We start from the raw sequence: 24,626 nt of genomic DNA on the forward strand, positions 1-24,626 counted from the left end.
CCGCGCCTTTTATTTCTGGTCCCGAGCCTCATAAGCGAGGGGGGGCGCAAGGGCAAGGGCGCAAAGATGTCCTGATTGGCGCGCAGGCCGACTTTACAATGGGTTCCTGCGGTGCCAGCCTGCGTCTGACACATCCTTCACGAGGTTTTTTCATGTACCGTCTTGCTGCTGCCTTTGCCCTTTTGTCCTCGTCCGCTCTTGCACAATCCGCGACACTGGCCGGAACCGATGGCAAGAACGCATTGGGCACCGTTCCCTGCGCCGCCATTGCCGGTGAACCTCTGCGCTCGTGCAACGCCGAGCTGCGTCGCCGCGACGATGGAACCGCGACACTGGCCGTTCAACTGAGCACCGGCGAAGTGCGGCAAATCTATTTCACCAATGGCGAGCCGGAATCCAGCAGCTCGACATCGAAAATAACCTCCGAAACGCGTGGCGACATGATGGTGATCTTCATCGATCCCGGCGAGGTTTACGAGATTCCCAAGGCGGCACTGGCCACTCAGTAAGGGTGCGCCTGACCGTCATAGGTTTCAAAACACCCTGAACTGTCCAGGTTCAGCGTGTCGAAACGTTCGATCAGGCCCTCAACGGCCTGATCCACGGTGATGGCGGCCGCCGAGCCACCCATATCGGTCTGCACCCAGCCGGGGTGATAGATGCCGACGGCAATGCCCTCACCCTGCAGATCTGCCGCCAGATTCCGCCCCAAATTCAGCGCAGCGGCCTTGGATGCACGATAGATATAGCTGCCACCGGGCGCGCGCGTGTGCGAAGCCATTTGCGAGGACAGAATTGCGATCCTGCCTTTGGCCGCACGCAGGTTCGGCAACAGGGACTGGACCGTCAGAAAGACGCCGGTGACATTGGTCGCGAATGTCTGCGCCCACATGTCTGCCGGGTATTCTTCGATGCCGTGTCCTTTGTCGAGATAGACGCCTGCATTGCAGATCAGCAGATCAACAGGTTGACCAATCAGCCGTTCAGCCATGGCAGCGTGGTGAGCGGGTTCTGCGACGTCCAGCTTAATCTGCGCACTGTCATCGCGCGCGGTTCCGATGACGTCATCACCCCTGTTCCGGTACCTGTCGGCCAGAGCCTTTCCAATACCGCGGTTGGCCCCGGTGATAACAACCCGCACGGGTCAGTTCGTCTTTCGGCTGGGAACAAATGGCAGCGGGGCGACCGGAACACCGTCTTCGATCAGGGCTTTGGCCTCTTCCGCCTTGGCCTCGCCATAAATGGCACGGTCGGGCGCTTCGCCCAGGTGAATCTTGCGGGCCTCGGATGCGAAATCCTTACCGACGTAATCCGAATTCTCTTCCACCTGGCGGCGCAGTTGCGTCAGGATCTTTTCGATCTCAAGCGATGGTTTTGCAACATTGATCGGCGCGGGCTCGGCCGGCGCGGATTCCGGGCGCGCCACGGCATTGCGGGCGGGCCGGACACGGGGGGTCATGATCGCCTTTTCCACCTGCACACACCCGCAAACCGCGCATGTCACCATGCCCGCAGCTGCAAGTTTGTCGTAGGCGGCGGCCGATTGAAACCAACTTTCAAATGTATGGCCGTTGTTGCATTTCAATGCGTACTGAATCATGTTTCGCCCAAAATACGTGTTACAAAATAGATACCGACCAATACCGTAATATCAAGCCCTTCCGGCCAGAAGTTGGCAGGGATATTGCCCAAAATCTCGCAACAATACGGAAAGTTCCGGCGAATTGACCCTTAAAGCTGCCTTTTCCGGAACGCACCATTCCCGCTTACGCTCGTCGCTTTCCGGGAAATCCGAAGCCAGTGAGCTTACCAGCATCGCGAACACATCAACTTCGCACAAAAGTGTCCGTTTCTTGGAACGGTGCTTGATGTAAGTATACCGCCCCATCGCCTTTTTGTCGCACCGACCGACAGCGCCCGCTTCTTCCCACGCCTCCCGCTCGGCGGTTTCTGACGGGCTGAGCCCCAGGATTGGCCAGCCTCTGGGTATGATCCAGCGCCCGGAGCGGCGGGTGGTGATTAAAAGGATCTCGGGCCGGTTTTGATGGATCCGGTAGCACAGTGCTGCCGCCTGTGAATGGACAGGACAAGCCCCGGCCTTGCGCCGAGAAGTTGGCGAATGCTTCGCGTTGTTCACGCTACCGCCTTTCAAATGGTATTAACGCCTGTTTTTCAGACCGAATTTCTGCTCTTATTTTGGGTCTGCTGAGGGTAAACATACCACATGATGCGGTACTTACCAAGCGGGGCTGCAAAAGTCGGGCGTTATTTCATTCGCGAAGCCAAGCGGCGCACAAGTTCGTCATGCGGGATGTCAGCATCCACCGCCAGTCGGCGCAATCCGAAATGGACACGGGCAATCTGTTGATAGTAACGGGAATAGACATAGTTCGTGCTGCCTCCGGCCAAAGCACCCAGAACCGGAATGGACTGGGCCGCCAGTTTCTGGCCCAGAACCACCGACAGGCGCGGTGCAACCGCCGCGATCAGGCGCTGCATGGCCGGTCCGGTCAACGTCAAGCGCACGGAATAGAACCCCAGATCAGCCCCGTCATCATCTGAAAGGGGCCCTGCGGCAGACAGGACCCGGACGCAATCGAATTTCACACCTTCCTCGGACGGATCAAATCCTTCGCGGGCAGCGGCCCCCTGAATGGCGCGCAGCAGCATGGCCGTTGTTGCGGGCAACTCCATCAGGGCCGTCGACAGACCGCCCATACCACCTGCCGCTCCCATGGCCGTGCTGACGACGGTATTCACCCAAGGTTGCTGGTCGGGTATCGCCCGGCGCGATCCTTCTGCGGCATGCATGGCAATCCAAAGCGCCTGCTCCGTCGCGCCGGTCAGACCCAGACGCACGGGCTCAGGCAACTGATCCAGCAGAGATTCTGCTGATCCGCCAAGCGCATTAAGCAGTTTCACCCCCGCGCCACCGGCGGACCGGTAATGCCCTGCAAGCCGATCCAGTTCAGCGTCGGCATCCAGTTCTTCAACAAGAACCACGTTCTGCATCTGCCTCCTCCTCAGTCAGAAAGATCGGCATTCAGCAGGGCCGTTTCAATAGTTCAGCGGGTCCAGCGTGATACGAGGCCCTGCACCCCGCCCCATTTTCCGGGCACAAGTTCCAGCCCCAAAACACGGTCAGGATTTGTTGGCGGCGGCATTTCCACATGCTTCAGCAGCGAAAAACCAAACCGCGAGTAATAGGGCGCGTCCCCCACCAGCATGACCCGCGCCCAGCCTTTCTCGCGCCCGGCCTGCAACCCCTGGTGGATCAGGAAACCGCCAAGACCCTCGCCCTGATGGGTCGGGTGAACCGCCACTGGACCCAGCAACAATGCATCATGATCGCCGACATGGACCGGCCAGAACCGGATCGCACCGGCCAGAATACCCTGCCCGTCGCGGGCAACAAGCGACAGGCCCGCCACCGGTGGCACATCATCGCGCAGACGATAGGAAGACAGAGCCTCACGACCGGGTGCAAAGCACAGGTCATAAAGCGCCTCGACCTCCCACCAGTCATCCGGCTGTTCCGGCCTGATCTTGAATTGCTGCACGCGCGCCCTCTTTTCCTTGCTGGAATTCGCCCTAGCACTTCGATACGCCTTGGGCAAACGCTTGGAGACCTTGATGTTCTATCGCCCCGAAGACGGCCACGGCCTGCCGCACAACCCCTTCAACGCCATCATCACCCCCCGCCCGATCGGCTGGATTTCGACGCGCGATGCGGATGGGATCAACAATCTAGCGCCCTATTCCTTCTTCAACGGGGTCGCGTACACGCCGCCTCAGGTAATGTTTGCCACTACCGGCACCAAGCACGATCAGGACGGCGGCAAGGACAGTATTGCCAATATCGAGGCCACCGGCGTTTTCTGCGTGAACGTTGTGGCGCATGCCGATCAGGATGCCATGAATGCCAGTTCGGCAGGTCTGCCGAAGGAAATTGACGAATTCGCCCATGCCGGGCTGACACCGATCGAGTGTGAAACCATCCCCTGCGCCCGGATCAAGGGCGCGCCTGCGGCTCTGGAATGCCGATTGACAAAGATCGTGACCCTGCCCGGAGAGGCCAACCGGGTGGTGTTCGGAGAAGTCATCGGTGTTCATCTCGATGACGCGCATATCCGCGACGGGCGATTTGACGTCACCTCGTTCAAACCGCTGGCCCGTCTTGGTTATCGGGACTACTCGGTTGTTACTGAGCTGTTCGCGCTCGAACGCCCGGACGATTGAGGCCGCACACAAAGGGGGGCGCTGCCCCCGCCGCGGCAAGCCGCGACTCCCCCGGGATATTTTCGGCCAGGTGAAGAAACGGATCCTTCATTCATCTGGCCCCAAATATCCCGGAGCGCGAGGCAGAGCCTCGCAAAAATCAGTGGCCGCCCAATATACCGGTACGAACCGAATAGTCGACCGCCAGTTCGTAATCCGGGTCGTCGTCGCTATCGACCATCAGATGTCCGGCTTTGTTGAGCAGTTTGTGGCAATCCCGGCTCAGGTGGCGCAGCATGACCCGCTTGTCTGCCGCCTCGTATTTGGCCGCGATATTCTCGATGGCCTGCAAGGCGGACTGATCCACAACCCGGCTGGCGGCGAAATCGATAATCACGGTTTCGGGGTCGTTCTGCACGTCGAAGATTTCAAGGAAGCCTTCCGACGACCCAAAGAAAAGCGGCCCCTGAATTTCATAGACCTTGGCGCCTTTTTCAGTCTCGGAATCGCGGGTGACCGCATGGATGCGTTTGGCGTTGTTCCAGGCATAGGCCAGCGCCGAGACAATCACGCCGACGACAACGGCGACCGCAAGGTCCTCCATCACTGTCACGACAGTAACCAGTACGATCACAAACGCGTCTGTCAGAGGCACTTTGCGCATGATGTTGAACGAGTTCCACGCAAAGGTGCCGATCACGACCATGAACATCACACCCACCAGTGCCGCCAGCGGGATCTGTTCGATCAGGGGGGCGGCAAACAGAATGAACACCAGCAGGAACAGGGCGGCCGCGATCCCCGCGACACGTGTGCGCCCTCCGGATTTCACGTTGATCATCGACTGGCCGATCATTGCACAGCCGCCCATGCCGCCGAAGAAACCGGTCACGACATTGGCTGCGCCCTGCGCGATACATTCCTGCGAGGCGCCGCCGCGCTTGCCGGTTATCTCGCCCACGAGGTTCAGGGTCAGAAGAGATTCGATCAATCCGATCGCCGCCAGAATGACTGCATAAGGCAGAATGATCTCGAAGGTTTCCCAGTTCAACGGCACCATCGGGATGTGGAAGGCGGGCAAGCTGCCTTCAATCGAGGCCAGATCGCCGACGCGCGGCACGTCCAGCCCAAAGCCGATCACCAGCGCGGCGACAACCACGATGCCAGCCAGCGGGGCCGGCACAATACGCGTGATACGTGGCATTACCCAGATGACCGCCATGGTCAAAACAACAAGACCCAGCATGGTATAAAGTTGCATGCCCGACAGCCATTCACCGCCGCCCATGCCGTGACCGGTGTTTTCCATGGTTCCCGGCACCTTGAACTGCCCCATCTGGGCCAGAAAAATCACAATCGCCAGTCCGTTCACGAAGCCCAGCATCACCGGATGCGGCACCAGCCGGATAAACCGCCCCCAATGCATCGCCCCCGCAATGACCTGCAGGATACCCATCAGAACAACTGTGGCGAACAGGTACTCGACCCCGTGCTCCGCCACCAGCGCGACCATGACCACGGCCAGAGCGCCGGTTGCACCCGAGATCATGCCGGGGCGGCCGCCGATCAGAGCGGTGATCAGACCGACAAGGAACGCGGCGTACAATCCGACCAGGGGGTGTACGCCAGCAACGAAGGCAAAAGCCACGGCCTCGGGCACCAGTGCCAGGGCGACGGTCAGCCCCGAAAGCAGCTCGATCCGGATACGCGACAGGGTGAAGCCTTCGTCCGGCATCCAGCGCAGATCGGGTATGGCAAGGCGATTGGCAAAACTTGCCAGCAAGGCTCGGGGCATTGGACGGTCCTGTCGGTTTTGATTGGCTCGCGCGAAGCGCGCCTTTGTACCCGCCATTTCCCCCGCGAGGTACAGCATCTGGCGGGAACCTGCCATGCGCTGAGCACATAGCGAGATCACGGTCCACAGGGTCAGGCGCACAATCGGTTGAAACCACTTGTCAAATGGCCGCTGGCGCCTCAGAAATTTCAGGAAAGAAATTTTGGATCGGAGAAACGACGTGACCCAGACAAAGATTGCCGTCATTGGCGGATCGGGCATTTATGACATTGACGGGCTGGAAAATGCACAATGGGTCAGTGTCGAAACGCCATGGGGGGCACCGTCGGACCAGATTCTGACCGGATCTCTTGAGGGGATCAAGATGGCGTTCCTGCCCCGGCACGGACGGGGGCATGTGCATTCGCCGACCGAGGTGCCCTATCGCGCCAATATCGACGCGCTCAAGCGGCTGGGTGTGACGGATGTGATCTCGGTTTCGGCCTGCGGTTCGTTTCGCGAACACATGGCACCCGGCGATTTTGTTATTGTAGATCAGTTCATTGACCGAACTTTTGCGCGCGAGAAGAGCTTTTTCGGAACCGGCTGCGTGGCCCATGTCAGCGTTGCCCATCCCACCTGCCCGCGTCTGGGCGATGCGTGCGAGACCGCAGGCAAATCGGCTGGCATCACCGTGCATCGCGGCGGCACCTATCTGGCGATGGAGGGGCCGCAGTTCTCCTCGCTGGCGGAATCGAAGATGTATCGCAAGCACTGGGGCTGTGATGTCATCGGCATGACCAACATGCCCGAGGCCAAACTGGCCCGCGAGGCCGAGCTTTGTTACGCATCCGTTGCCATGGTCACGGACTACGACAGCTGGCATCCCGATCACGGCGAGGTTGACGTGACCACGATTATCGCCACCCTGACCGGCAATGCCGAAAAGGGCCGCGCGCTGGTCAAGGGGTTGCCGGCCTTGCTAGGGGCCGAGCGTGCGCCCTGCCCGCATGGCTGCGACCGGGCGCTGGAGTTTGCGATTCTGACCGCACCGGAAAAGCGCGACCCTGTGTTGCTTGCCAAACTGGATGCGGTCGCCGGGCGGGTCCTCTGACGTCAGTTTTTTGTCAGGCTCTGTTCGACCACGTCCCAAAGGCCGCGCGACCAGAGATCGTTATGCGTACCGTCGGGGATCACATGAAGCTGCGCCGTATCCCCGGCCAGAGCCGCCAATGCTTCAGCATGATGCAGCGGGATGGTTTCGTCCATCGTGCCGTGGAAGATCAGGGTCGGCACGGCAACATCGTCGATGATGTCCCGCGTCGCGAATTGATCTTTCATCAGGGTTGAGACCGGCAACCAGGGATACCGCTCGGCCGCGACGTCGACCGTTGCGGTAAACGGCGCCTCAAGCACGAGCAGTCTGGCATCCGGGCGCTGTTCGGCCACCGCGGCCGCGACCCCGGTTCCAAGGCTTTGGCCGTGCAGGACAACGGTCTCGCCAGCGCTGCTCAGCCTGTCGAACAGGTGCACCCCGTCGGAAATCAGCACCTGTTCGGATGGCTCGCCCCCGCTTCCGGGAAACCCGCGATAGCTGGGCGCAAGCAGCCCGTATCCGCTGTTCAGGATTTCGCGAAACCGTTCGGACCGGTCACCAAGATTCCCGGACTGACCATGAAAGAACAAAACGGTCGGCGCGTCGTCTATGGCCGAAGGCGCGGACCAGGCCGTCAATACCGTGCCGTAGGACATCGGCAGCGAGATCACATCGACATCCGCCAGCCCGATCGCAGCAGGTTCGGGCAGTTCGCCCTCGGGCTTGAACAGCAGTGACTTCTGGTTGAGGTACATGTAGCTGACCGCGCCGATATACAGAACGGCCCCGGCCAGAACGAGCCCGGTCAATGCGCGCCGGATCCGGGCGATACCCGGTACAGCAGCTTTTGCATCCGGTTTTGCGTGTTGCGTCTGTACCATTGGCCCCTCCGACACTCAGGCTTGCATGACAGGTCTGACGCTTTGAGCCGTATTTCAAGGCTCGGGTACAGTGCTTTATTGAATCTTAATCTGTTGCCACGAAGCCAGCCAGCGCAGGTTTCGCACTTTACATGGTTGAAACGCGCGGCGACCTCTCCATGTTGACGAAGATTATCGTGTGGCGGCAAATATTTAGCCGGCCACCGCCAAATGTGAGGACCGATGACACGTCTCAAGGCGCTGGATGCCGCCCGCTACTTGGCCTTTTGCGGCATGGTGCTGGTCAATTTCCGAATTGCAGCCGGCGTGGAACCGGGCCGTGACTGGGCCTCGGCTCTGGTCGATGCGCTGGAGGGGCGCGCGGCTGCGCTGTTTGTGGTGCTGGCTGGGGTTGGCATCGGGTTGTCGCAAATTTCTGCCAGTCTGCTGTTGCGCCGCGCCGCATTTCTATTCGGGCTGGGCCTGATCAACATGACCGTGTTCGACGCGGACATCCTGCATTTCTACGCGCTGTATTTTGTTGCCGGCGCGGCGTTCCTGACCGCCACGACGCGCGGCTTGTGGCTGGGCGCGTTTGGGATTGTCGCACTGTCGGTGCTTGCGATGCTCAGTTTCGACTATGACCGGGGCTGGGACCGGACCTCCCTGACCTACACCGACCTGTGGACCTTGCCCGGGTTCCTACGCAACGCACTGTTTAATGGCTGGCATCCGGTCCTGCCCTGGACCGCGTTCTTGTTGATCGGGATGGCGATCGGGAGGACACAGTTGCAAACTCTGTGCATTCAACACCGCCTGATCATCTGGGGTTTCGCCGCCGCCGTTCTGGCGCAATTTCCGCAAATGCTGATCCACGACCCCGAACTGAAGGCCTGGCTGGGCACTGAATCCATCCCGCCCGGTCCGTTCTATGTCATGGCGGGCGCGGGGACGGCATGTCTGATTATCGGGCTGTCACTCAAACTATGGCCAGTGATCGAGCGGGCAAAACTGGCCCCTGCCCTGGTGGCGCCGGGCAGGCAGAGCCTGACCCTGTACATGGCACATATCCTGATCGGGATGGGCATTCTTGATGAGGCCGGATTGCTGGACGGTTCCCTGACCGCGCCGCAGATCGTGGGGTACGCACTGCTGTTCTGCGCTGCATCGACACTTTTTGCACTGATGTGGTTCCGCCGCTTCAAGCGGGGCCCGCTTGAGGCGCTGATGCGATGGGCAACCGAACCACGTAAGGCTTGACGGCAACCGCGCGGCAAGTCTTTCTGTGAGACGAAATTACAGGATGCCTCATGTCGACAGATCTATGGCTGGCCTTTGTCGCCGCTTCCACCGCCCTGCTGCTGATCCCCGGGCCGACGGTTTTGCTGATACTCAGCTACGCCTTGTCGAAAGGGCGCAGTGTCGCCGTCGCCTCGGCCACCGGCGTGGCGCTTGGCGATCTGCTGGCGATGACGGCATCCCTGCTGGGACTTGGGGCGCTGGTTCTTGCCTCGGCCACCTTGTTTTCCGTTCTGAAATGGGTCGGGGCGGCCTATCTGGTCTGGCTGGGTATCAAACTTCTGCGCAGCGCCCCGTCTGGCGGGCTGAGCACCGTCCGCACAGAACGCGAGGTGACGGCGCGCGGCGTTTTTGGCCATGCGGCGGCCGTGACGGCGCTGAACCCCAAGTCCATCGCCTTTTTCATCGCTTTTGTGCCGCAGTTCCTGCGCCCGGATGACCCGCTGGGCCCGCAGTTCACGATCCTGATAGCTACATTTGTCGGGCTGGCCTGGCTGAACGCGCTGGCCTATGCGCTGCTGGCCGACCGACTGCGCCTGATGATCGGACGTGCCAATGTCATCACCGCAATGACCCGGTTCGGCGGATTGGCGTTGATCGGAATGGGATTTGCAACCGCCATTCTGCGCCGCCCCGCCTGACGCTACCCCTCGGCGTGTTCCTTCATGAACCCACGAATGAAGCGTCGGATTTCGCGCGCCGCCGAGGTGTCCAGCTCTTTACATAACTCGACAAAAGCGTCACGCTCATCTCTGTCCAGCCGCAGAACCAACTGACTGTTTTTCCTGGTAGAACCTTTACCGATTTTCTGTGTCACGCCTCTGGACCCTGTCAAATTCTCGATTCCTTTAGCTGCGCATTGTATATACATTGCATAGAGAATGTAGATATCGTGTGCATAACAATAAAACAGGACTTGTAGCAATGAACCTTAACGTCGCTCAGGCGTTTCTCCTGAAAGATCAGCCCAACTGGCGCAAGCCGCATCTGTCGTGGCTGCCTGTGGGACGTTACTGCTACTACGGCCTTCCCATGGCGCTGCCAAAGCGCCGCAGGTGAGCCCGAAAAGCCAAACTTTGCTTGCGTGAAAGGCACGGATAGGCCAAACACCCCGCGTAGCACGAGGCAAGGGGTCGCGCATGCCCAAACACACTACGGTCAAGGATTATATCCGCACCATCGTTGATTTCCCCCATGAAGGGATCATGTTCCGGGACGTCACCACGCTGTTTGCAGACCCGCGTGGGTTTCGCATGGCCATCGACCAGATGCTGCACCCTTATGCGGGCGAGCAGATCGACAAGGTCGTGGGACTTGAGGCGCGCGGATTCATCCTGGGCGGAGCGATAGCGCATCAGCTGAGCGTCGGATTTGTCCCGATCCGCAAGAAAGGCAAGCTGCCCGGTACCACGATCAGCCAGGACTACAAACTGGAATACGGCGAGGCGATCGTCGAAATCCATGACGACGCCATTCAGCCCGGTGAAAAGATCCTTGTCGTCGATGACCTGCTGGCCACCGGCGGCACCGCCGCTGCCGGCATCAAGCTGATCGAACGGCTGGGCGGCGAGATCGTGTCATGCTCATTCATCATCGACCTGCCCGATCTGGGCGGCCGCAAGGTGCTGGAAGGCATGGGCATGGATGTCCACGTCCTGTGTGAATTCGAGGGGCTGTGAGCCTCGATTCAATCACAAAACCGTGAATGGAAATATGCGACCGCGCCGGCTTAGCGCGGTTCACATTGTGTTCAACCCAAACTTATCGACATATTCAGTGATCTCTTCTTGAGAGCGGCGCGTAGCCCAGAGGATGCCAACAACGGCATTCCATCAAGGGATTACAGACCATGTTTCGCAAACTCGCAATCGCCGGTGCAGCAAGCCTTTTCGTCGGAACAGCTGCTTACGCTGACGGCCATTCCAAGGACATCGTTGACACAGCGGTCGGCGCCGGAAGCTTTGAAACCCTCGTTGCAGCCGTTCAGGCCGCCGAGCTTGTCGACACGTTGAAAGGTGAAGGGCCGTTCACCGTTTTCGCCCCCACAGACGAGGCCTTTGCCGCCCTGCCCGAAGGCACGGTTGAGACCCTGCTGAAACCCGAGAACAAGGACCAGCTTGTCGCCGTTCTGACCTACCACGTGGTGCCCGGCAAGGTGATGTCCGGCGACCTGTCCGACGACATGAAAGCCGCAACCGTTCAGGGTGGCGAGGTCACGATCGATCTGGACAATGGCGTGATGATCAACGACGCGAATGTTGTTCAGGCCGATATCGAGACGTCCAATGGCGTCATCCACGTTATCGACAAGGTGATCCTGCCTGACTCTTAAGTGCAGTGCGCGGCCCGTATCACACGGGCCGCAGCTATGCCTTCAGGACAGCACCCGGGTTCATGATCCCATTGGGGTCAAGTGCCGCCTTGATCGCCCGCATTACTGACAGCTTGGCGGGCTCTCCATAGCGCTGAAGATCATCTGTTTTCAGCCGCCCGACCCCGTGTTCAGCGCTGACGGACCCTTCGAATTCGTGCACTAGCTCATGCACCGCATGCTTGACCTCGGCCCGTTGCGCATCGAATTCGGATCTGTCGCGGCCCTTTGGCGGGAACACGTTATAGTGCAGGTTCCCGTCCCCGAGATGTCCAAAACAATTGATCCGGTACGGCCCAAGCCCGGCCACAATCTCCGCGCCGCGCCGAATGAACTCGGGGACACGCGAAATCGGGATCGAGATATCGTGGCTGGAGACCGAGCCGATCATCCGGTTCGCCTCGGGGATGTCTTCGCGCACTGACCACAACTCGTGACGCTGTGTTTCGTTCTGGGCAATCACACCATCGCTGACCAAGCCGCGCTGACTTGCCTGTTCAAAAAGGTCCGCAAGCGTGTCTGTCGGAGAAAGCCCGCGCGACAAGCCCAGTTCGATCAGCACACACCATTCCGGCGGCACCGCAAAGGGTTGCCGGATGGCGGGCAGAACTTCGGACAGAAACTCCAGCCCCTGCCGGTGGATCAGTTCGAACGTCGATACCGCTTCGCCGAACTGGTCCCGCGCAAGCGCCAGAAGATCGATGGCGGCCTGCGCAGACGTCACCTGAAACATCGCGGTTCCAATACCGGCCGGGCGCGGAAACAGCTTCAGTGCGGCCGCCGTGATGATCCCCAGCGTCCCTTCCGACCCGATCAACAGGTTGCGCAGATCATAGCCGGTGTTGTCCTTGCGCAACCGGCTGAGCCCGTTCCAGATGTCGCCATTCGGCAGCACCGCCTCAAGACCCAGGCACAGATCACGCGCATTACCGTAGCGCAGCACGTTCACCCCACCTGCATTGGTCGCGAGATTCCCGCCGATGCGACAAGACCCCTGCGCGGCAAGGGACAGAGGGAACAGGCGGTCGGCGCTTTCGGCAGCTGCCTGGACATCGGCAAGAATCGCCCCAGCCTCGGCCACCAGCACGTTCTCGGACGGATAGACCGCCCGGATGGCCGTCATCCGCTCAAGCGATATTAGCAGCGGCGGCGGTCCGTCCGGCATCACTTGCCCGCCGACCAGTCCCGTTCCGCCGCCATAAGGAACAACCGACACCCGTGCGTCGGATGCGATGCGGATCAGGCCCGCCACCTCGTGAACCGTGCGCGGCGCGGCCAGCAGGCCGACATGCCCGGCAAACCGGCGGCGCGGTTCTTCCAGATATCGCGCCGCGACAGGGCGCAGGATCGCGTCACCCAGTTCAGCCTCGATCCTTCGGGCAAGGGTTTCATCGGCGGGATTAAATATCATGCCCCTTCCTTGCCCAACTCACGCGGCTGCAACAAGTCTTATTCCAGATCAATCAGGTACTGCGGCTCCAGCACCACGACGGTTGGCCGGTCGGGGAGCGTTTTGAGCGACACCGTGATCTCGGAAACCCCGTCACGCTCCACCGGGAATGTATCCCGGATGTCAATCAGGAACCGATCCAGCGAAAACCCCGAGAACCAGTGCATCGGTATGATAACCGAGCTTTTGAGGCGCTTGAGGACAGTGATCATCTCGGGCAGGGGCATGGTCGTGCCTCCATCCACGGCCGCCATCACCACATCCAAACGTCCCAACGCGGCAAACTGCTCGTCCGAAGGGACATGGTGCAGATGCCCCAGATGGCCGATGCACAGGCCTTCGACCTCGAATACGAAAATAGAATTGCCCTTGGTCTCGACCCCACCCAGGGTCGATCGGATATCGGTCGACACGTTGCGCACCACCAATTCACCAAGATCAAGATAGTGTTCGATCCCCTGCCCGAATTCGCCCCAACCCGGCAGGACATGGGGGATGGCAGGATCCGGATGCGCCGTCCAGTGCGTATTGTGGGCGTGGTTCATCGTAACCACGTCGGGGATCAGATCGGCGCTGCCGATGAAACCGGTGAAATCGGTGACCGAGTTCAAGCCACCCCGTGTCTGTATCAGAAACGATGCGTGGGCAATGTAACTGATGCGCACCGAAAACTCGGGCACCGGGTCGGTCCACGCAGCCTTATGCAGATACTCAATGCCCGGTGCCGCGTCTGCAATGGCAATACAATGGCTCGGTCGCCGCTCCTGCGCCGACACCGCTCCCGAGATTACCATCAATGCCAGAACCACCCAGCGCATGAGGAGAGTGTAGCGCAGAACGCGACCAAGTCATGCCCCTTGTTCATCTGGCCAAGAATATCCCGGGGGAGACGCGGCTTGCCGCGGCCGGGGGCAGAGCCCCCGATGGCCCCTTTGGGGCCACCTACCCGGCGTCGGTCTTGCCGCGCCGGTCCGAACGCAGGCTGGCATAAAGAACATGCGTCCGCCAGCGCCCGTTGATCTGCAGATATGACTGCGCCACGCCTTCGTATTTGAACCCCGAGCTTTCCAGCAACCCGCGCGAGGCATTGTTTTCAGGAAGGCAGGCAGCCTCGATCCGGCTCAGGTCAAGGCGTGTAAAGGCGTGGTGCACAACCGCGCCGATGGCCTCGCGCATATACCCCTGCCGGGCAAACGCCTGACCCGTCCAATAGCCAAGCGTTCCGGCCTGCGCCGGGCCACGCCGGATGTTGTCCAGCGTGATCGCCCCCAGCAGTACGTTGTCGCTGCGGCGAAACAGGAACAACGGGATCGCGGTACTGCTGCCGACCGAGCGCTGCGCCCAGTAGACCCGGTTGGTGAAGGATTTGCGGCTCAGGTGATCCTGGGCCCAGATCGGCTCCCACGGGGTCAGATAATCTCGCGACGCCCGCCGCAACGCGGCCCAGTCATTGAAATCGGAATGCACAGGCGGACGCAGGCTCAGCCGCTCGGTTTCGAGTTTCAGCTTGCGTCTGCCCAACAGCATCACGCCGCACGCCTCTCCTGCAATTGCGCCAGCGTAGGCGCGCCCGAGACCGGACCATAGAGCGCCAGCGCTGCCGGGGCCTGTACGGCCATCTGTTCGGCGAAGACGCGGACGTCCTCGGTGCTGACGGCGTCGATCTTGGCGACGGTATCTTCGAGCGAGGGCACCCTGCCCCAGATCTGCACCAGCCGCGCCAGACGTTCGGCGCGGTTCGAGGGGCTTTCCAGCCCCATCAGCATCCCCGCCTTCATCTGCGCACGGGCACGGGCGACCTCTTCCTCGCTCATATCTTCGGCGGCGCGCTTCATCTCGTCGATGGTGATCGTTGCCAGTTCGCCAACCTGATCGGCCGATGTTCCGGCATAGATCGTGGTTGTCCCGGTATCGGCATAGGCACCTGTCTGCGCGAAAATCGTGTAGCAAAGCCCGCGCGTCTCGCGCACTTCCTGAAACAGACGCGAGGACATGCCGCCACCCAGTGCGGTCGAGTAGATCTGTGCGGTATAGATCGCATCGTCACGATAGCCGGGGCTTTCCAGCGCCAGTGCGAAATGGGCCTGTTCCAGCGCTTTTTCCTGCCGCGCCTCACCGCCGGTGAACCGCGCAGGCTCGGCGATCAGGCCGGTTCTGGGTGTCAGATGGCCAAACATCTCCTCGGCCAGTTTCTTCAGCGCATCGTGATCCACAGCGCCGGCGGCGGACAGGATCATCTGATCCGGGCCGTAATGCTCTGCCACGAAGCCCGACAGATCCTCGCGCGAGAACGAACTGACCCTTTCGGTTGGGCCGAGAATGGTCCGGCCAAGGGGCTGGTCGTGATAGCTCTGCTCCTGCAACCAGTCAAAGATCACGTCGTCGGGCGTGTCATAGGCCTGACCGATCTCCTGCAGGATGACGCCGCGCTCGACTTCGATCTCGCGCGGGTCGAAAACCGGATTCAGGACAATGTCGCCGATGACATCCATGGCCAGCGCCACGTCGTCTTTCAGGACACGTGCGTAATAAGCCGTTACTTCGCGCGAGGTGTAGGCATTGATATAGCCGCCCACATCTTCGATCGCCTCGGCGATCTGCAGTGCGGAACGCCGCTTGGTTCCCTTGAACGCCATGTGTTCAAGGAAATGGGCGATGCCGTTCTGCTCGATCCGCTCGTGCCGCCCGCCGGCGGTTACCCAGATACCGATGGCCGCCGATTGCAGCCCCGGCATATGTTCACTGACGATACGAAACCCGTTCTTCAGTTGGTCCTGTCTGACAGTCACTCAGCAATATGCCTTCTGATATGATCCTCGAGGGCACCCAGATCGTTGGCAATGCGGGTCACCCGTTCCGGACGTTCATACAGATCAGACATGCGGGATGGAAGAGGCGGATGCACGCCGCTCGCCTTCTCGACCGCAGCCGGGAATTTCGCCGGGTGCGCGGTGGCCAGTGTGATCATCGGCACGTCCGCCGTGCGGTGCGCTTCGGCGACCCTGACACCGACGGCGGTATGCGGGCAAACCAGCTCGGCGCTGTGGGCGAGCGTGTTCTTGATCGTCGCAAGCGTTTCGTCTTCGGACACGCGACCGGAGTCGAAGCTTTCACGCAAGGCCTCCATCGCGCCCTGGCTGACGTTGAAGCCGCCCGTCTTTAGTTCGTCCATCAATTGGGCCACTGCGGCGCCGTCTTCGCCATAGGCATAATACAACGCGCGTTCGAAGTTCGAGCTGACCTGAATATCCATCGACGGGCTGATCGAAGGGATGGTTTCGCCCTTGAAATACCCCTCGCCCGACAGGCAACGGTGCAGGATGTCGTTCTGGTTCGTGGCCACGACCAGACGGTCGATTGGAAGCCCCATGCGTTTGGCCAGATAGCCCGCGAAGATGTCACCGAAATTGCCGGTGGGGACGGTAAAGCTGACCTTGCGGTGCGGGGCTCCGAGGCTGACAGCCGCCGAAAAGTAATAGACGATCTGCGCCAGAACACGGGCAAAGTTGATCGAGTTCACGCCCGCCAGTTTCACACCATCGCGGAAGTCGAAATCGTTGAACATATCCTTCAGCGCGGCCTGGCAATCGTCGAAATCCCCATCCACGGCAAGCGCATGCACGTTGCCATCGGCGGGTGTGGTCATCTGACGGCGCTGCACCTCGGACACGCGGCCATGCGGATACAAGATGAATACGTCCACGGCATCCAGACCCCGGAACGCCTCGATGGCCGCCGATCCGGTGTCGCCGCTGGTCGCGCCGACGATGGTCACCCGATCGCCCCGCCGTTTCAGAGCGACCTGGAACAGCTGACCGATCAACTGCATCGCGAAATCCTTGAATGCCAGCGTCGGGCCGTGGAACAATTCCAGCAGGAAATGGTTTTCGTTTAGCTGCTTCAATGGTGCCCGGGCATCATGGCCGAAACCTTCGTAAGCACGGGCGATGATTTCCTTGAACTCATCTTCGGCAAACGAGCCGCTGACATAGGGCCACATCACGCGGAACGCGATTTCTTCATAGGACAGACCGGCCAGAGCGGCGATCTCGTCCTGTGACATTACCGGAATTTCGGCAGGCAGGTACAGGCCGCCATCGCGGGCCAGTCCGGTCAGCATCGCCTCTTCAAAGGTCAGTTCGGGCGCCTGCCCACGGGTCGAGATGTATTTCATGTCGCGTCACTCTCAGTATTGGCACGGCTGCGCCACAGGAAGTACCCGGTCATCGCGGCCCAGACCAGAGCCAGACCAAACCAGGTGATTGCATATTGCAAATGATCGTTCGGGATACCCGCCGCATCCACTGGCAAAGGCGTTACATTCGGGTCGGTTTTCGTGCGGGCAATCAACAGCACCGGCTCCGCTCCCAGCGCCGCGGCCAGATTTGGCACATCCCGGGCAAACCAGATGTTGTCATCGATGTCCGGATCGGGCGTATAGCTGTCGATCTCATCGGGCCAGTGCAGATTGCCGGTGATCTCCATAGGCCCGGTCGAACGCTCCGCCTGCTTGGCAGTGGTCCGGACGAAACCCCGGTCCACCAGAATTGTCCGATCCGCGGTACTGAAGGACTGGATGATGCGATACCCGGCCCCAACCTGCTTGACCGAAACCAGAACATGGATTTCGCCCGGTTCCATTTCGCCAGAGACAGTGACCGGCAGATACTTGTCGGCATCCTCCGAAACCTGCGGAGGCAAAGCAACGGGCTCGGCTGAGATCCGGCTTTCGATCTCGGCCAGGATCCCCTGTTTCCACGCAAGTCTCTGCACCTGCCAGACGCCCAGCGACACCAGCACGCCCAGACCGGCAAGGCCGAAGATCAGCAGAAACAGAAAGCGGCGCATGGCTTGGGCAAACCTCATTGCAGGAACCGGCGTCTTGTTAAGGGGCGTGCGACCCGAATTGCAACCAAGCAATTGTATGGGGCGCAATCTTGCGCCCCGGATAGAGAAAAAGCCGCCCCAAAGGGCGGCTTTTGCAATTGGATCACCAAAGCGGAGTTACATCAGCGGGGCCTGACCCCAGATGTAGACGGCAAAGAACAGGAACAGCCAGACAACGTCCACGAAGTGCCAATACCAGGCGGCCGCTTCGAAACCGACGTGTTTCTCGGGCGTGAAATCGCCTTTCAGTGCGCGGATCAGACAGACCGTCAGGAAGATGGTGCCGATGATCACGTGTGCGCCATGGAACCCGGTTGCCATGAAGAAGTTCGAATAGAACTGATCGCCGCCGAATTCCCAACCACCGTGGGCCAGCAGTTCGTAATATTCGAAACCCTGCAGGAAGGTAAACGCAATACCCAGCGCGATACCGATTGCCAGACCCTGCACCAGTGCCTTTCGGTCATTGCCGTGCACAAGCGCGTGGTGCGCCCAGGTGATCGCGCAGCCCGACAACAGCAGAACCAGCGTGTTGATCAGCGGCAGGTGGAACGGGTCAACCGCGTGGATGTCCGGCTGGATGTATTCGGTGCCGGCATAGTCGTACATCGGGTACATCCGATGTTTGAAGAACGACCAGAACCAGGCAAAGAAGAACATCACCTCGGACATCACGAACAGAATGAAGCCATAGCGCAGACCGATACGGACAACTGGCGTGTGGTCGCCCTGACGGCTTTCAACCACCACTTCGGACCACCAGGCGAACATGGTGTAGAGAACGGCCACCAGACCGGCCCAGAATATCCACGGAGTGATTCCGTGCATCCACAGGACGGCTCCAAACAGCATCACAAAACCACCGACGGCGCCAACAAGCGGCCAGATCGAGGGGTTCAGAATGTGGTAGTCATGGTCTTTAGCGTGTGCCATCAGTGTCCCTCACCTTAAGGCGTTAGTTCGTATTTGTGTCTGCCTGCACGTCAAGGGCGGCATAGCCCTCGGGCAGGTCGATTTCGTAGAATGTATACGACAGAGTGATCGTATGAACATACTGTGCTTCGGGGTCTTCGACGATTTCGGGGTCGACAAAGAAGGTTACGGGCATCTCGACCCGCTCACCCGGCTGCAATACCTGCTCGTCAAAGCAGAAGCAGGCGATCTTCTGGAAATACCCGCCTGCCGAATACGGCGTCACGTTATAGGACGCCTGCCCGGCAATGGGTTTGTCGGTCGGATTGTAGGCCTCGTAAAAGGCCAGCCCGGTTTCCCCGATGCGGACCTTCATCTCGCGTTCGACGGGCTTGAACTCCCACGGCATGCCCTTGGCCTTGGAGCCGTCGAAACGGATCGTGACCATGCGGTCGAGAATATCATCAGGGGCTTGCTGCGCGACGCCGGTGGTGCCGCCAAAGCCCGTAACCCTGCAGAACCAGTTGTAAAACGGCACCGCAGCCCAGGCCAAACCGCCCATCAGGACGACCACACCGACCAGTTGCACAACCGTTTTTTGAGGACCCGACATCGCCATCAGTTCTGCACCTCGACAGCGGGACCCGTGAAGGAACTGCTGGAAACCTTGGCGATGGTCAGGCCGAAGATGATCACGATGAATGCGGCGAGGGTCAGCCCCACGCCCAGATTGCGGCTGAAACGGCGGTGGTGCAACTCGTGGCTCTTGCGCAGGCTCATGACCAGCCTCCCAGCCCATAGGGCTTCAGCAGCGCTTCCACGAGAATGGCGCCGAAATGCAGGAACAGATACAACAGCGACAGTTTGAAAAAGCCACGCTCGACCTTGAAATTGTCCGCCTCGGCATCGTCTTCGGTGCGGCGGGAAATCCGCCATGCGCCGCGCAGGAACAGCGCATTCAGAACAAGGGCGACGGTCAGATAGACCGGGCCGCCAATGCCCGAGAAGGCCGTGCCAACCGCTAGAATGGCCAGCAGCGCAGTATAGATCAGGATATGCACACGGGTCGCGCGTCGCCCATGAGTGACCGTCAGCATCGGAACACCGGCATCGTCGTAATCCGTGCGCATGAACAAGGCCAGCGCCCAGAAATGCGGCGGCGTCCACATGAAGGTCAGAGCGAACATCAGCCACGGCTCAAGCGTCATGGAGCCTGTGGCGGCAACCCAGCCGATCACCGGCGGGAACGCTCCGGCCGCGCCGCCGATCACGATGTTCTGCGGCGTCAGGCGCTTTAGCCACATCGTGTAGATCACGACATAGAAAAAGATAGTAAAGGCAAGAAACGCACCGGCAAAGATGTTCGTAGCCAGCGCCAGCATGATGACCGACATGCCCGACAACGCGAGGCCTAGCGCCATCGCCTCACCCGGTTCAACCTTGCCGGACGGGATGGGACGACCCTTGGTGCGTTTCATCACCTTGTCGATGTCCGCATCCCACCACATGTTCAGCGCGCCGGACGCACCGCCACCTATGGCAATGAACAGAATGGCGCAAAAACCGACCACGGGATTCACGGAAACCGGAGCCGCCAGCAGACCGACCAGCGCGGTGAACACGACCAGAGACATCACACGCGGCTTCAGCAGGGCGAAATAATCGCCAAAGCTGGCCTCGTCCGCGTATCCCTTCGCGGTCACGGTGCTGGCATTGAAGCTTGCGTCGCTCATTTCCGGTCCTTTGTGGGCGAAAGCTGCGCGATTACCGCGCAGCCTGCATGTTGTTTCAGGCGGGGCCAGCCCGCCCTGTCGCGTTTACTTGGCAGCAATCTGATAGGATTGCGGCAGGCCTGCGTATTCGTCGATCGCACTCTTCAGCCATTCATCATAGGCTTCCTGGCTGACGACCTTGACGGTGATCGGCATATAGGCGTGGTCTTTGCCGCACAGTTCCGAACACTGGCCGAAATAGATGCCTTCCTTGTCGGCCTCGAACCACAGCTCGGCCAGACGACCGGGTACACCGTCCTGCTTCACGCCGAAGGACGGGATCGTCCACGAGTGGATCACATCGGATGCGGTCACCTGCATGACGACGACCTTGTTCACCGGAACGACAACCGCAGTGTCGGTGGCCAACAGCCATTCATCGTCGCTGTATCCGGAATCGGCCAGCTTGGCGCGCATCGCGTCGTCCAAAACAAACGGCGTCACGTCAGCGTCAGCTGGGCGGGCACCTTCGTCCAGGGTGGCCGGGTGGCCCAGCAGGTAGCTGTCGAACGCAAAGTCGTGATCGACGTATTCATAGGTCCAGTACCACTGGTTGCCGACAACCTTGATCACCACGTCGCCTTCGGGAATTTCCTGCTGCTTGAACAGAACCGGCAGCGAGAAGGCGCCAATGAAGACCAGAATCAGGATCGGGCCAAGCGTCCAGGCGATCTCGACCGGGGTGTAGTGAGAGAAACCGGCTGGCTTCGGGTTAACGCGCTGATTGTAGCGCACGATGCAGTAAAGCAGCAGGCCACCAACCAGCAAGCAAACGGCGGTGATGATGACCAGAATCATCCCATCCAGATCCCGAATGCCTTCGGCCAGGCTGGTGGCGGCGGGCTGGAAACCCATGCCGCCATCGGTCGGCTTGCCGATAATCTCAAGCTCCTGAGCCATGGCGGGAAGGCTGGAGAGGGCTGTCATAAACCCCGAAAGCATCAAAGCATTCTTCATTTTCTGTCCTGATCGTTTGATCTTTGCGTCCCTGGCGAAAAGGTGTGAATCGGCCACACCTCTCCCGTTGTCTTTGGCCGCGTTAAAAACCATATTCCTGCGGGTAGATAAAGCAAAATGCTTGCGTCAAACAGACGCTATTTTTGATCTGGATCAAACCGGAAAGGCCCCAAGCCATGTCAAACGACCCGTTTCGCCCCTTTGAAACCGCAATTCCGCATGATGAAGCGCTTGCGGTGCTGCAATCGGCAACGGCGGGGGCCGAGGATGGCGAGCTGTTCGTGGAACGCCGCAAATCCGAATCTCTGGTCTTTGATGACGGTCGCCTGCGCACCGCGTCTTATGATGCGTCCGAAGGATTCGGACTGCGCGCCGTGCAGGGCGAAGTTGCCGGATATGCGCATTCCACGGACGTTTCGATCCCCGCGCTGAAACGGGCGGCCGAGACCGCGCAGCTGGCGGTCGGGGATGGCGGTGGCACGCTGGCCGAGGCACCGCGGGCGACCAACAAGCGGCTTTACACAGATGAGGATCCGATCGAAACCGCCAGCTTTCCGGTCAAAATCGAGACGCTGCGCGAGATTGATGCGTTTTCCCGCGATCTCGACCCCCGGGTGGTTCAGGTCAGCGCAACCATCGCAGCCGCAGTACAGGAGGTTGAGATTCTGCGCCCTGATGGCGTTCTGGTGCGCGACGTGCGCCCGATGACCCGTCTGAACATCTCGGTCATCGTGGAGCAGAACGGACGCCGCGAAAGCGGTTCGGCAGGCGGCGGTGGCCGTGTCGGTCTGGATGGGCTGATCGATCCGGCGGACTGGCAGGACAAGGCGCGCGAGGCATTGCGCATCGCTCTGGTCAACCTGGACGCAGTCCCTGCCCCGGCCGGTGTGATGGAAGTGGCCCTCGGCCCCGGCTGGCCCGGTATCCTGCTGCACGAGGCGATTGGGCACGGGCTTGAAGGGGATTTCAATCGCAAGGGCAGTTCAGCCTTTGCCGGGCTGATGGGGCAACCGATCGCGTCCAGGGGTGTGACTGTCGTCGATGACGGCACCATCGCGGACCGGCGTGGCTCGATCACGGTGGACGACGAAGGCACGCCCAGTTCCCGCACGGTTCTGATCGAAGACGGAATACTGACGGGGTATATGCAGGACCGCCAGAACGCACGGCTGATGAATGTCGCGCCCACCGGCAACGGGCGGCGGCAAAGCTATGCGCACAAGCCAATGCCACGCATGACCAACACGATCATGCTGGGAGGCGATGCGGACCCTGCCGCCCTGGTTGCGGACATCAAGGACGGTATCTGGGCCGTGGGCTTCGGCGGTGGCCAGGTGGATATCACCAACGGCAAGTTCGTTTTCTCCTGCACCGAGGCGTATCGGGTCGAGAACGGCAAGATCGGTGCGCCAGTCAAGGGCGCGACGCTGATCGGGGATGGCCCTTCCGCCCTGAAGCGCATTCGCGGGCTTGGGAATGACATGGAGCTGGACCCGGGCATGGGCACCTGCGGCAAGGACGGGCAATGGGTGCCCGTAGGGGTCGGCCAACCAACCGTTCTGATGGATGGCCTGACAGTGGGCGGATCGGCCGCCTGAGCGGGAATCAATTGGAGACTCAAGGGCGCAGGGTTAACACTGCGCCTGATTTTTTGATTTCTGCATTGGAATGACCGCGAACTGCGCAAGGAAAGCTATCGCGGTTTTTCTTTTTACTTTCCGATGGTTATCCTGCAACCAAAGTACACCACCTGTGCAAATAGCATATAATTTTCAACGATTTACAGGCTGTTAACCCCGCATCCCGTAAACCAGTTCTGCAATCAGGCGGAGCAACGGATGACTGAAGAGCAGCTTTCTTCCTATCACCCCCCACTCCCACCCACCACGGAAGAGGACCGGTTTTCCTGGCTCCGTCTGTTGCGCTCACGCAAGGTTGGCCCGGCAACATTCCGGCGACTGTTGCGCGAACATGGCTCGGCGCAGAATGCGCTGGCCGCGTTGCCGGAAATGGCACGCGCCGCCGGGATCGAAGACTATGAAATATGCCCACCCGGCGTGATTGAGGCGGAACTCAGGGCTGCAAAAGCCGCAAAAGCGCGGCTTCTGTGCCTTGGGGCCGCTGACTTCCCCGCTTCCCTGTCGACCCTGTCTGATGCACCCCCGATGCTGTGGGCCATCGGTGACATCAGCGTACTGGCAAAACCCGCAATTGCTTTGGTCGGCGCGCGCAACTGCTCGTCCCTCGGGGGGCGTATGGCCCGGAACCTGGCGAAAGAGCTTGGGGCGTGCGGTTATACGGTCGTCTCAGGCATGGCGCGCGGCATCGACACATCCGCGCACATCGCGTCGCTGGACACCGGGACGGTGGCTGTTCTGGCAGGCGGGGTCGACGTTGTTTATCCGGCGGAAAATACCGATCTTGCGAACGATATTGCACGCAAGGGCCTGCGATTGTCCGAACAGCCGATGGGGGTGACGCCGCAGGCACGGCATTTCCCGCGGCGCAACCGCATCATCTCGGGCCTCGCGCAGGCGGTTGTGGTGGTCGAGGCGGCGGCAAAATCCGGCAGTCTGATCACGGCGCGGGACGCGCTGGATCAGGGGCGCGAGGTTCTGGCCGTACCCGGCCACCCGTTCGATGCCCGCGCCGCCGGGTGCAATCTGCTGATCCGCGATGGCGCAACGCTGGTCCGTTCCGCGCAAGACGTGATTGACGCGCTGCCGCCGCAACAATCTGTGGCAGAGGCGCCGGAACTTCCGCTAAGCCTTCAACCTTCGTCTGACGCCCCTGCAATGCCAGAGGCGTCAGTCTTGCAGGCCGAAATTCTGGCGCGGCTGGGTCCTTCGCCAGTGGCCGAAGACCAGTTGATCCGGGACATTGCCGCCTCGGCCGAGGCCATCGCCCCGGCCTTGCTGGATCTGGAACTGGACGGACGAATCCAGCGGCAGGCGGGCGGCCTGCTTTCGCGAGTAGCCTGATCACCGGCTTTTGCTTGGCCCCGTCTGTTTGAAGAAATTTGGCCCGGCC

Annotated in this window: 29 protein-coding genes; 10 read left to right on the top strand and 19 right to left on the bottom strand. The window is 60.4% G+C overall.

What is annotated here, in order from left to right; genetic code table 11:
- The first annotated feature begins 152 nt into the window (after positions 1 to 152).
- Entirely contained in the window at positions 153 to 509 is a 357-nt protein-coding gene (locus ACR3EQ_RS09395; protein ID WP_170613206.1) for a hypothetical protein, read from the top strand.
- Here ACR3EQ_RS09395 and ACR3EQ_RS09400 read toward each other — a convergent pair.
- From ACR3EQ_RS09400 to ACR3EQ_RS09420, 5 genes are all read right to left on the bottom strand, one after another.
- On the bottom strand, positions 503 to 1,141 hold the full coding sequence (locus ACR3EQ_RS09400; RefSeq protein WP_170613208.1) for an SDR family oxidoreductase: 639 nt from the start codon (positions 1,139 to 1,141) through the stop codon (positions 503 to 505). The two genes, ACR3EQ_RS09395 and ACR3EQ_RS09400, sit on opposite strands and share 7 nt — an antisense overlap.
- Before the next feature lie 3 nt (positions 1,142 to 1,144).
- On the bottom strand, positions 1,145 to 1,600 hold the full coding sequence (locus ACR3EQ_RS09405; protein WP_480490458.1) for a DUF1178 family protein: 456 nt from the start codon (positions 1,598 to 1,600) through the stop codon (positions 1,145 to 1,147).
- A gap of 51 nt (positions 1,601 to 1,651) precedes the next feature.
- Positions 1,652 to 2,137: an NUDIX hydrolase gene (locus ACR3EQ_RS09410; RefSeq protein WP_170816798.1), complete on the bottom strand. Its 486-nt coding sequence runs from the start codon at positions 2,135 to 2,137 to the stop codon at positions 1,652 to 1,654.
- 128 nt (positions 2,138 to 2,265) lie between these two features.
- The gene (locus ACR3EQ_RS09415) at positions 2,266 to 3,012 is read right to left on the bottom strand and encodes an EcsC family protein (protein WP_170613214.1); all 747 of its coding nucleotides are present in this window, start codon (positions 3,010 to 3,012) and stop codon (positions 2,266 to 2,268) included.
- Positions 3,013 to 3,065: 53 nt separating this feature from the next.
- Positions 3,066 to 3,560 carry a GNAT family N-acetyltransferase gene (locus tag ACR3EQ_RS09420; RefSeq protein ID WP_170613216.1) on the bottom strand — a complete coding sequence of 165 codons (495 nt, stop codon included), beginning with the start codon at positions 3,558 to 3,560 and terminating at the stop codon, positions 3,066 to 3,068.
- 73 nt (positions 3,561 to 3,633) lie between these two features.
- Here ACR3EQ_RS09420 and ACR3EQ_RS09425 point away from each other — a divergent pair, with 73 nt between their 5' ends.
- Positions 3,634 to 4,239: a flavin reductase family protein gene (locus ACR3EQ_RS09425; RefSeq protein WP_170613218.1), complete on the top strand. Its 606-nt coding sequence runs from the start codon at positions 3,634 to 3,636 to the stop codon at positions 4,237 to 4,239.
- Between the two features lie 139 nt (positions 4,240 to 4,378).
- Here the strand turns inward: ACR3EQ_RS09425 and ACR3EQ_RS09430 are convergent, their stop codons facing one another.
- The gene (locus ACR3EQ_RS09430) at positions 4,379 to 6,013 is read right to left on the bottom strand and encodes a SulP family inorganic anion transporter (RefSeq protein WP_480490460.1); all 1,635 of its coding nucleotides are present in this window, start codon (positions 6,011 to 6,013) and stop codon (positions 4,379 to 4,381) included.
- Positions 6,014 to 6,233: 220 nt separating this feature from the next.
- On the opposite strand from ACR3EQ_RS09430, the gene ACR3EQ_RS09435 reads away from it, so the two are divergent.
- Complete coding sequence (locus tag ACR3EQ_RS09435) at positions 6,234 to 7,106, top strand: S-methyl-5'-thioadenosine phosphorylase (protein WP_480490462.1); 873 nt, start codon at positions 6,234 to 6,236, stop codon at positions 7,104 to 7,106.
- Between the two features lie 2 nt (positions 7,107 to 7,108).
- Here the strand turns inward: ACR3EQ_RS09435 and ACR3EQ_RS09440 are convergent, their stop codons facing one another.
- Positions 7,109 to 7,969: an alpha/beta hydrolase gene (locus ACR3EQ_RS09440; protein WP_170613224.1), complete on the bottom strand. Its 861-nt coding sequence runs from the start codon at positions 7,967 to 7,969 to the stop codon at positions 7,109 to 7,111.
- A gap of 222 nt (positions 7,970 to 8,191) precedes the next feature.
- Between ACR3EQ_RS09440 and ACR3EQ_RS09445 the strand changes: the two genes are divergently transcribed.
- Together ACR3EQ_RS09445 and ACR3EQ_RS09450 are read left to right on the top strand one after the other, a co-directional pair.
- The gene (locus tag ACR3EQ_RS09445) at positions 8,192 to 9,208 is read left to right on the top strand and encodes a DUF418 domain-containing protein (RefSeq protein ID WP_170613226.1); all 1,017 of its coding nucleotides are present in this window, start codon (positions 8,192 to 8,194) and stop codon (positions 9,206 to 9,208) included.
- A gap of 50 nt (positions 9,209 to 9,258) precedes the next feature.
- Entirely contained in the window at positions 9,259 to 9,888 is a 630-nt protein-coding gene (locus ACR3EQ_RS09450) for a LysE family translocator (RefSeq protein WP_170613228.1), read from the top strand.
- Between the two features lie 2 nt (positions 9,889 to 9,890).
- Here ACR3EQ_RS09450 and ACR3EQ_RS09455 read toward each other — a convergent pair whose 3' ends face one another.
- Positions 9,891 to 10,064, bottom strand: a complete 174-nt coding sequence (locus ACR3EQ_RS09455) for a hypothetical protein (RefSeq protein WP_170613230.1) — start codon at positions 10,062 to 10,064, stop codon at positions 9,891 to 9,893.
- A 107-nt stretch (positions 10,065 to 10,171) separates the two neighbouring features.
- On the opposite strand from ACR3EQ_RS09455, the gene ACR3EQ_RS09460 reads away from it, so the two are divergent.
- The 3 genes from ACR3EQ_RS09460 (at position 10,172) to ACR3EQ_RS09470 (ending at position 11,579) form a co-directional block, all read left to right on the top strand.
- Positions 10,172 to 10,306 carry a hypothetical protein gene (locus ACR3EQ_RS09460; protein ID WP_480440744.1) on the top strand — a complete coding sequence of 45 codons (135 nt, stop codon included), beginning with the start codon at positions 10,172 to 10,174 and terminating at the stop codon, positions 10,304 to 10,306.
- Between the two features lie 80 nt (positions 10,307 to 10,386).
- The gene (locus ACR3EQ_RS09465; protein ID WP_170619414.1) at positions 10,387 to 10,926 is read left to right on the top strand and encodes an adenine phosphoribosyltransferase; all 540 of its coding nucleotides are present in this window, start codon (positions 10,387 to 10,389) and stop codon (positions 10,924 to 10,926) included.
- Between the two features lie 170 nt (positions 10,927 to 11,096).
- Complete coding sequence (locus tag ACR3EQ_RS09470) at positions 11,097 to 11,579, top strand: fasciclin domain-containing protein (RefSeq protein ID WP_170613234.1); 483 nt, start codon at positions 11,097 to 11,099, stop codon at positions 11,577 to 11,579.
- 34 nt (positions 11,580 to 11,613) lie between these two features.
- Here ACR3EQ_RS09470 and ACR3EQ_RS09475 read toward each other — a convergent pair whose 3' ends face one another.
- From ACR3EQ_RS09475 to coxB, 11 genes are all read right to left on the bottom strand, one after another.
- Positions 11,614 to 13,029 (bottom strand): FAD-binding oxidoreductase, encoded by a 1,416-nt coding sequence (locus tag ACR3EQ_RS09475; protein WP_170619415.1) that lies wholly within the window; start codon positions 13,027 to 13,029, stop codon positions 11,614 to 11,616.
- Between the two features lie 38 nt (positions 13,030 to 13,067).
- The gene (locus ACR3EQ_RS09480) at positions 13,068 to 13,886 is read right to left on the bottom strand and encodes an MBL fold metallo-hydrolase (protein WP_170815908.1); all 819 of its coding nucleotides are present in this window, start codon (positions 13,884 to 13,886) and stop codon (positions 13,068 to 13,070) included.
- 124 nt (positions 13,887 to 14,010) lie between these two features.
- On the bottom strand, positions 14,011 to 14,595 hold the full coding sequence (locus tag ACR3EQ_RS09485; protein WP_170613774.1) for a GNAT family N-acetyltransferase: 585 nt from the start codon (positions 14,593 to 14,595) through the stop codon (positions 14,011 to 14,013).
- Complete coding sequence (locus ACR3EQ_RS09490) at positions 14,595 to 15,857, bottom strand: M16 family metallopeptidase (RefSeq protein WP_170613240.1); 1,263 nt, start codon at positions 15,855 to 15,857, stop codon at positions 14,595 to 14,597. Before ACR3EQ_RS09490 ends, ACR3EQ_RS09485 begins: the two co-directional genes overlap by 1 nt.
- Entirely contained in the window at positions 15,854 to 17,242 is a 1,389-nt protein-coding gene (gene thrC / locus ACR3EQ_RS09495) for a threonine synthase (protein WP_170613242.1), read from the bottom strand. The genes ACR3EQ_RS09490 and thrC overlap by 4 nt, the downstream gene beginning before the upstream one ends.
- Positions 17,239 to 17,916: an SURF1 family protein gene (locus ACR3EQ_RS09500; protein ID WP_170613244.1), complete on the bottom strand. Its 678-nt coding sequence runs from the start codon at positions 17,914 to 17,916 to the stop codon at positions 17,239 to 17,241. The genes thrC and ACR3EQ_RS09500 overlap by 4 nt, the downstream gene beginning before the upstream one ends.
- Positions 17,917 to 18,072: 156 nt before the next feature.
- Entirely contained in the window at positions 18,073 to 18,888 is an 816-nt protein-coding gene (locus tag ACR3EQ_RS09505) for a cytochrome c oxidase subunit 3 (RefSeq protein WP_170613246.1), read from the bottom strand.
- 22 nt (positions 18,889 to 18,910) lie between these two features.
- On the bottom strand, positions 18,911 to 19,486 hold the full coding sequence (locus ACR3EQ_RS09510) for a cytochrome c oxidase assembly protein (RefSeq protein WP_170619417.1): 576 nt from the start codon (positions 19,484 to 19,486) through the stop codon (positions 18,911 to 18,913).
- The gene (locus ACR3EQ_RS09515; protein WP_170613250.1) at positions 19,486 to 19,647 is read right to left on the bottom strand and encodes a hypothetical protein; all 162 of its coding nucleotides are present in this window, start codon (positions 19,645 to 19,647) and stop codon (positions 19,486 to 19,488) included. The genes ACR3EQ_RS09510 and ACR3EQ_RS09515 overlap by 1 nt, the downstream gene beginning before the upstream one ends.
- A complete protein-coding gene (cyoE, locus tag ACR3EQ_RS09520; RefSeq protein WP_170613252.1) occupies positions 19,644 to 20,600 on the bottom strand; it encodes a heme o synthase in 957 nt (318 codons plus the stop codon). Before cyoE ends, ACR3EQ_RS09515 begins: the two co-directional genes overlap by 4 nt.
- An 84-nt stretch (positions 20,601 to 20,684) precedes the next feature.
- On the bottom strand, positions 20,685 to 21,596 hold the full coding sequence (gene coxB / locus ACR3EQ_RS09525) for a cytochrome c oxidase subunit II (RefSeq protein WP_170613254.1): 912 nt from the start codon (positions 21,594 to 21,596) through the stop codon (positions 20,685 to 20,687).
- A 176-nt stretch (positions 21,597 to 21,772) separates the two neighbouring features.
- Between coxB and tldD the strand changes: the two genes are divergently transcribed.
- Positions 21,773 to 23,194 (top strand): metalloprotease TldD, encoded by a 1,422-nt coding sequence (gene tldD, locus ACR3EQ_RS09530; RefSeq protein ID WP_480490466.1) that lies wholly within the window; start codon positions 21,773 to 21,775, stop codon positions 23,192 to 23,194.
- A 240-nt stretch (positions 23,195 to 23,434) separates the two neighbouring features.
- Positions 23,435 to 24,577 carry a DNA-processing protein DprA gene (gene dprA / locus ACR3EQ_RS09535; RefSeq protein WP_170825134.1) on the top strand — a complete coding sequence of 381 codons (1,143 nt, stop codon included), beginning with the start codon at positions 23,435 to 23,437 and terminating at the stop codon, positions 24,575 to 24,577.
- The last annotated feature ends 49 nt before the right edge of the window (positions 24,578 to 24,626 follow it).

This window comes from Ruegeria sp. AN11 (genome assembly GCF_056536005.1).

Bases quoted from the DNA above. Each gene is read 5' to 3' on its own strand.
- ACR3EQ_RS09395 (WP_170613206.1), top strand. From the start codon at position 153: ATGTACCGTCTTGCTGCTGCCTTTGCCCTTTTGTCCTCGTCCGCTCTT.
- ACR3EQ_RS09405 (WP_480490458.1), bottom strand. From the start codon at position 1,600: ATGATTCAGTACGCATTGAAATGCAACAACGGCCATACATTTGAAAGT.
- ACR3EQ_RS09415 (WP_170613214.1), bottom strand. From the start codon at position 3,012: ATGCAGAACGTGGTTCTTGTTGAAGAACTGGATGCCGACGCTGAACTG.
- ACR3EQ_RS09425 (WP_170613218.1), top strand. From the start codon at position 3,634: ATGTTCTATCGCCCCGAAGACGGCCACGGCCTGCCGCACAACCCCTTC.
- ACR3EQ_RS09430 (WP_480490460.1), bottom strand. From the start codon at position 6,013: ATGCCCCGAGCCTTGCTGGCAAGTTTTGCCAATCGCCTTGCCATACCC.
- ACR3EQ_RS09440 (WP_170613224.1), bottom strand. From the start codon at position 7,969: ATGGTACAGACGCAACACGCAAAACCGGATGCAAAAGCTGCTGTACCG.
- ACR3EQ_RS09445 (WP_170613226.1), top strand. From the start codon at position 8,192: ATGACACGTCTCAAGGCGCTGGATGCCGCCCGCTACTTGGCCTTTTGC.
- ACR3EQ_RS09450 (WP_170613228.1), top strand. From the start codon at position 9,259: ATGTCGACAGATCTATGGCTGGCCTTTGTCGCCGCTTCCACCGCCCTG.
- ACR3EQ_RS09460 (WP_480440744.1), top strand. From the start codon at position 10,172: ATGAACCTTAACGTCGCTCAGGCGTTTCTCCTGAAAGATCAGCCCAAC.
- ACR3EQ_RS09465 (WP_170619414.1), top strand. From the start codon at position 10,387: ATGCCCAAACACACTACGGTCAAGGATTATATCCGCACCATCGTTGAT.
- ACR3EQ_RS09470 (WP_170613234.1), top strand. From the start codon at position 11,097: ATGTTTCGCAAACTCGCAATCGCCGGTGCAGCAAGCCTTTTCGTCGGA.
- ACR3EQ_RS09475 (WP_170619415.1), bottom strand. From the start codon at position 13,029: ATGATATTTAATCCCGCCGATGAAACCCTTGCCCGAAGGATCGAGGCT.
- ACR3EQ_RS09480 (WP_170815908.1), bottom strand. From the start codon at position 13,886: ATGCGCTGGGTGGTTCTGGCATTGATGGTAATCTCGGGAGCGGTGTCG.
- ACR3EQ_RS09485 (WP_170613774.1), bottom strand. From the start codon at position 14,595: ATGCTGTTGGGCAGACGCAAGCTGAAACTCGAAACCGAGCGGCTGAGC.
- thrC (WP_170613242.1), bottom strand. From the start codon at position 17,242: ATGAAATACATCTCGACCCGTGGGCAGGCGCCCGAACTGACCTTTGAA.
- ACR3EQ_RS09500 (WP_170613244.1), bottom strand. From the start codon at position 17,916: ATGCGCCGCTTTCTGTTTCTGCTGATCTTCGGCCTTGCCGGTCTGGGC.
- ACR3EQ_RS09505 (WP_170613246.1), bottom strand. From the start codon at position 18,888: ATGGCACACGCTAAAGACCATGACTACCACATTCTGAACCCCTCGATC.
- ACR3EQ_RS09510 (WP_170619417.1), bottom strand. From the start codon at position 19,486: ATGGCGATGTCGGGTCCTCAAAAAACGGTTGTGCAACTGGTCGGTGTG.
- ACR3EQ_RS09515 (WP_170613250.1), bottom strand. From the start codon at position 19,647: ATGAGCCTGCGCAAGAGCCACGAGTTGCACCACCGCCGTTTCAGCCGC.
- cyoE (WP_170613252.1), bottom strand. From the start codon at position 20,600: ATGAGCGACGCAAGCTTCAATGCCAGCACCGTGACCGCGAAGGGATAC.
- coxB (WP_170613254.1), bottom strand. From the start codon at position 21,596: ATGAAGAATGCTTTGATGCTTTCGGGGTTTATGACAGCCCTCTCCAGC.
- tldD (WP_480490466.1), top strand. From the start codon at position 21,773: ATGTCAAACGACCCGTTTCGCCCCTTTGAAACCGCAATTCCGCATGAT.
- dprA (WP_170825134.1), top strand. From the start codon at position 23,435: ATGACTGAAGAGCAGCTTTCTTCCTATCACCCCCCACTCCCACCCACC.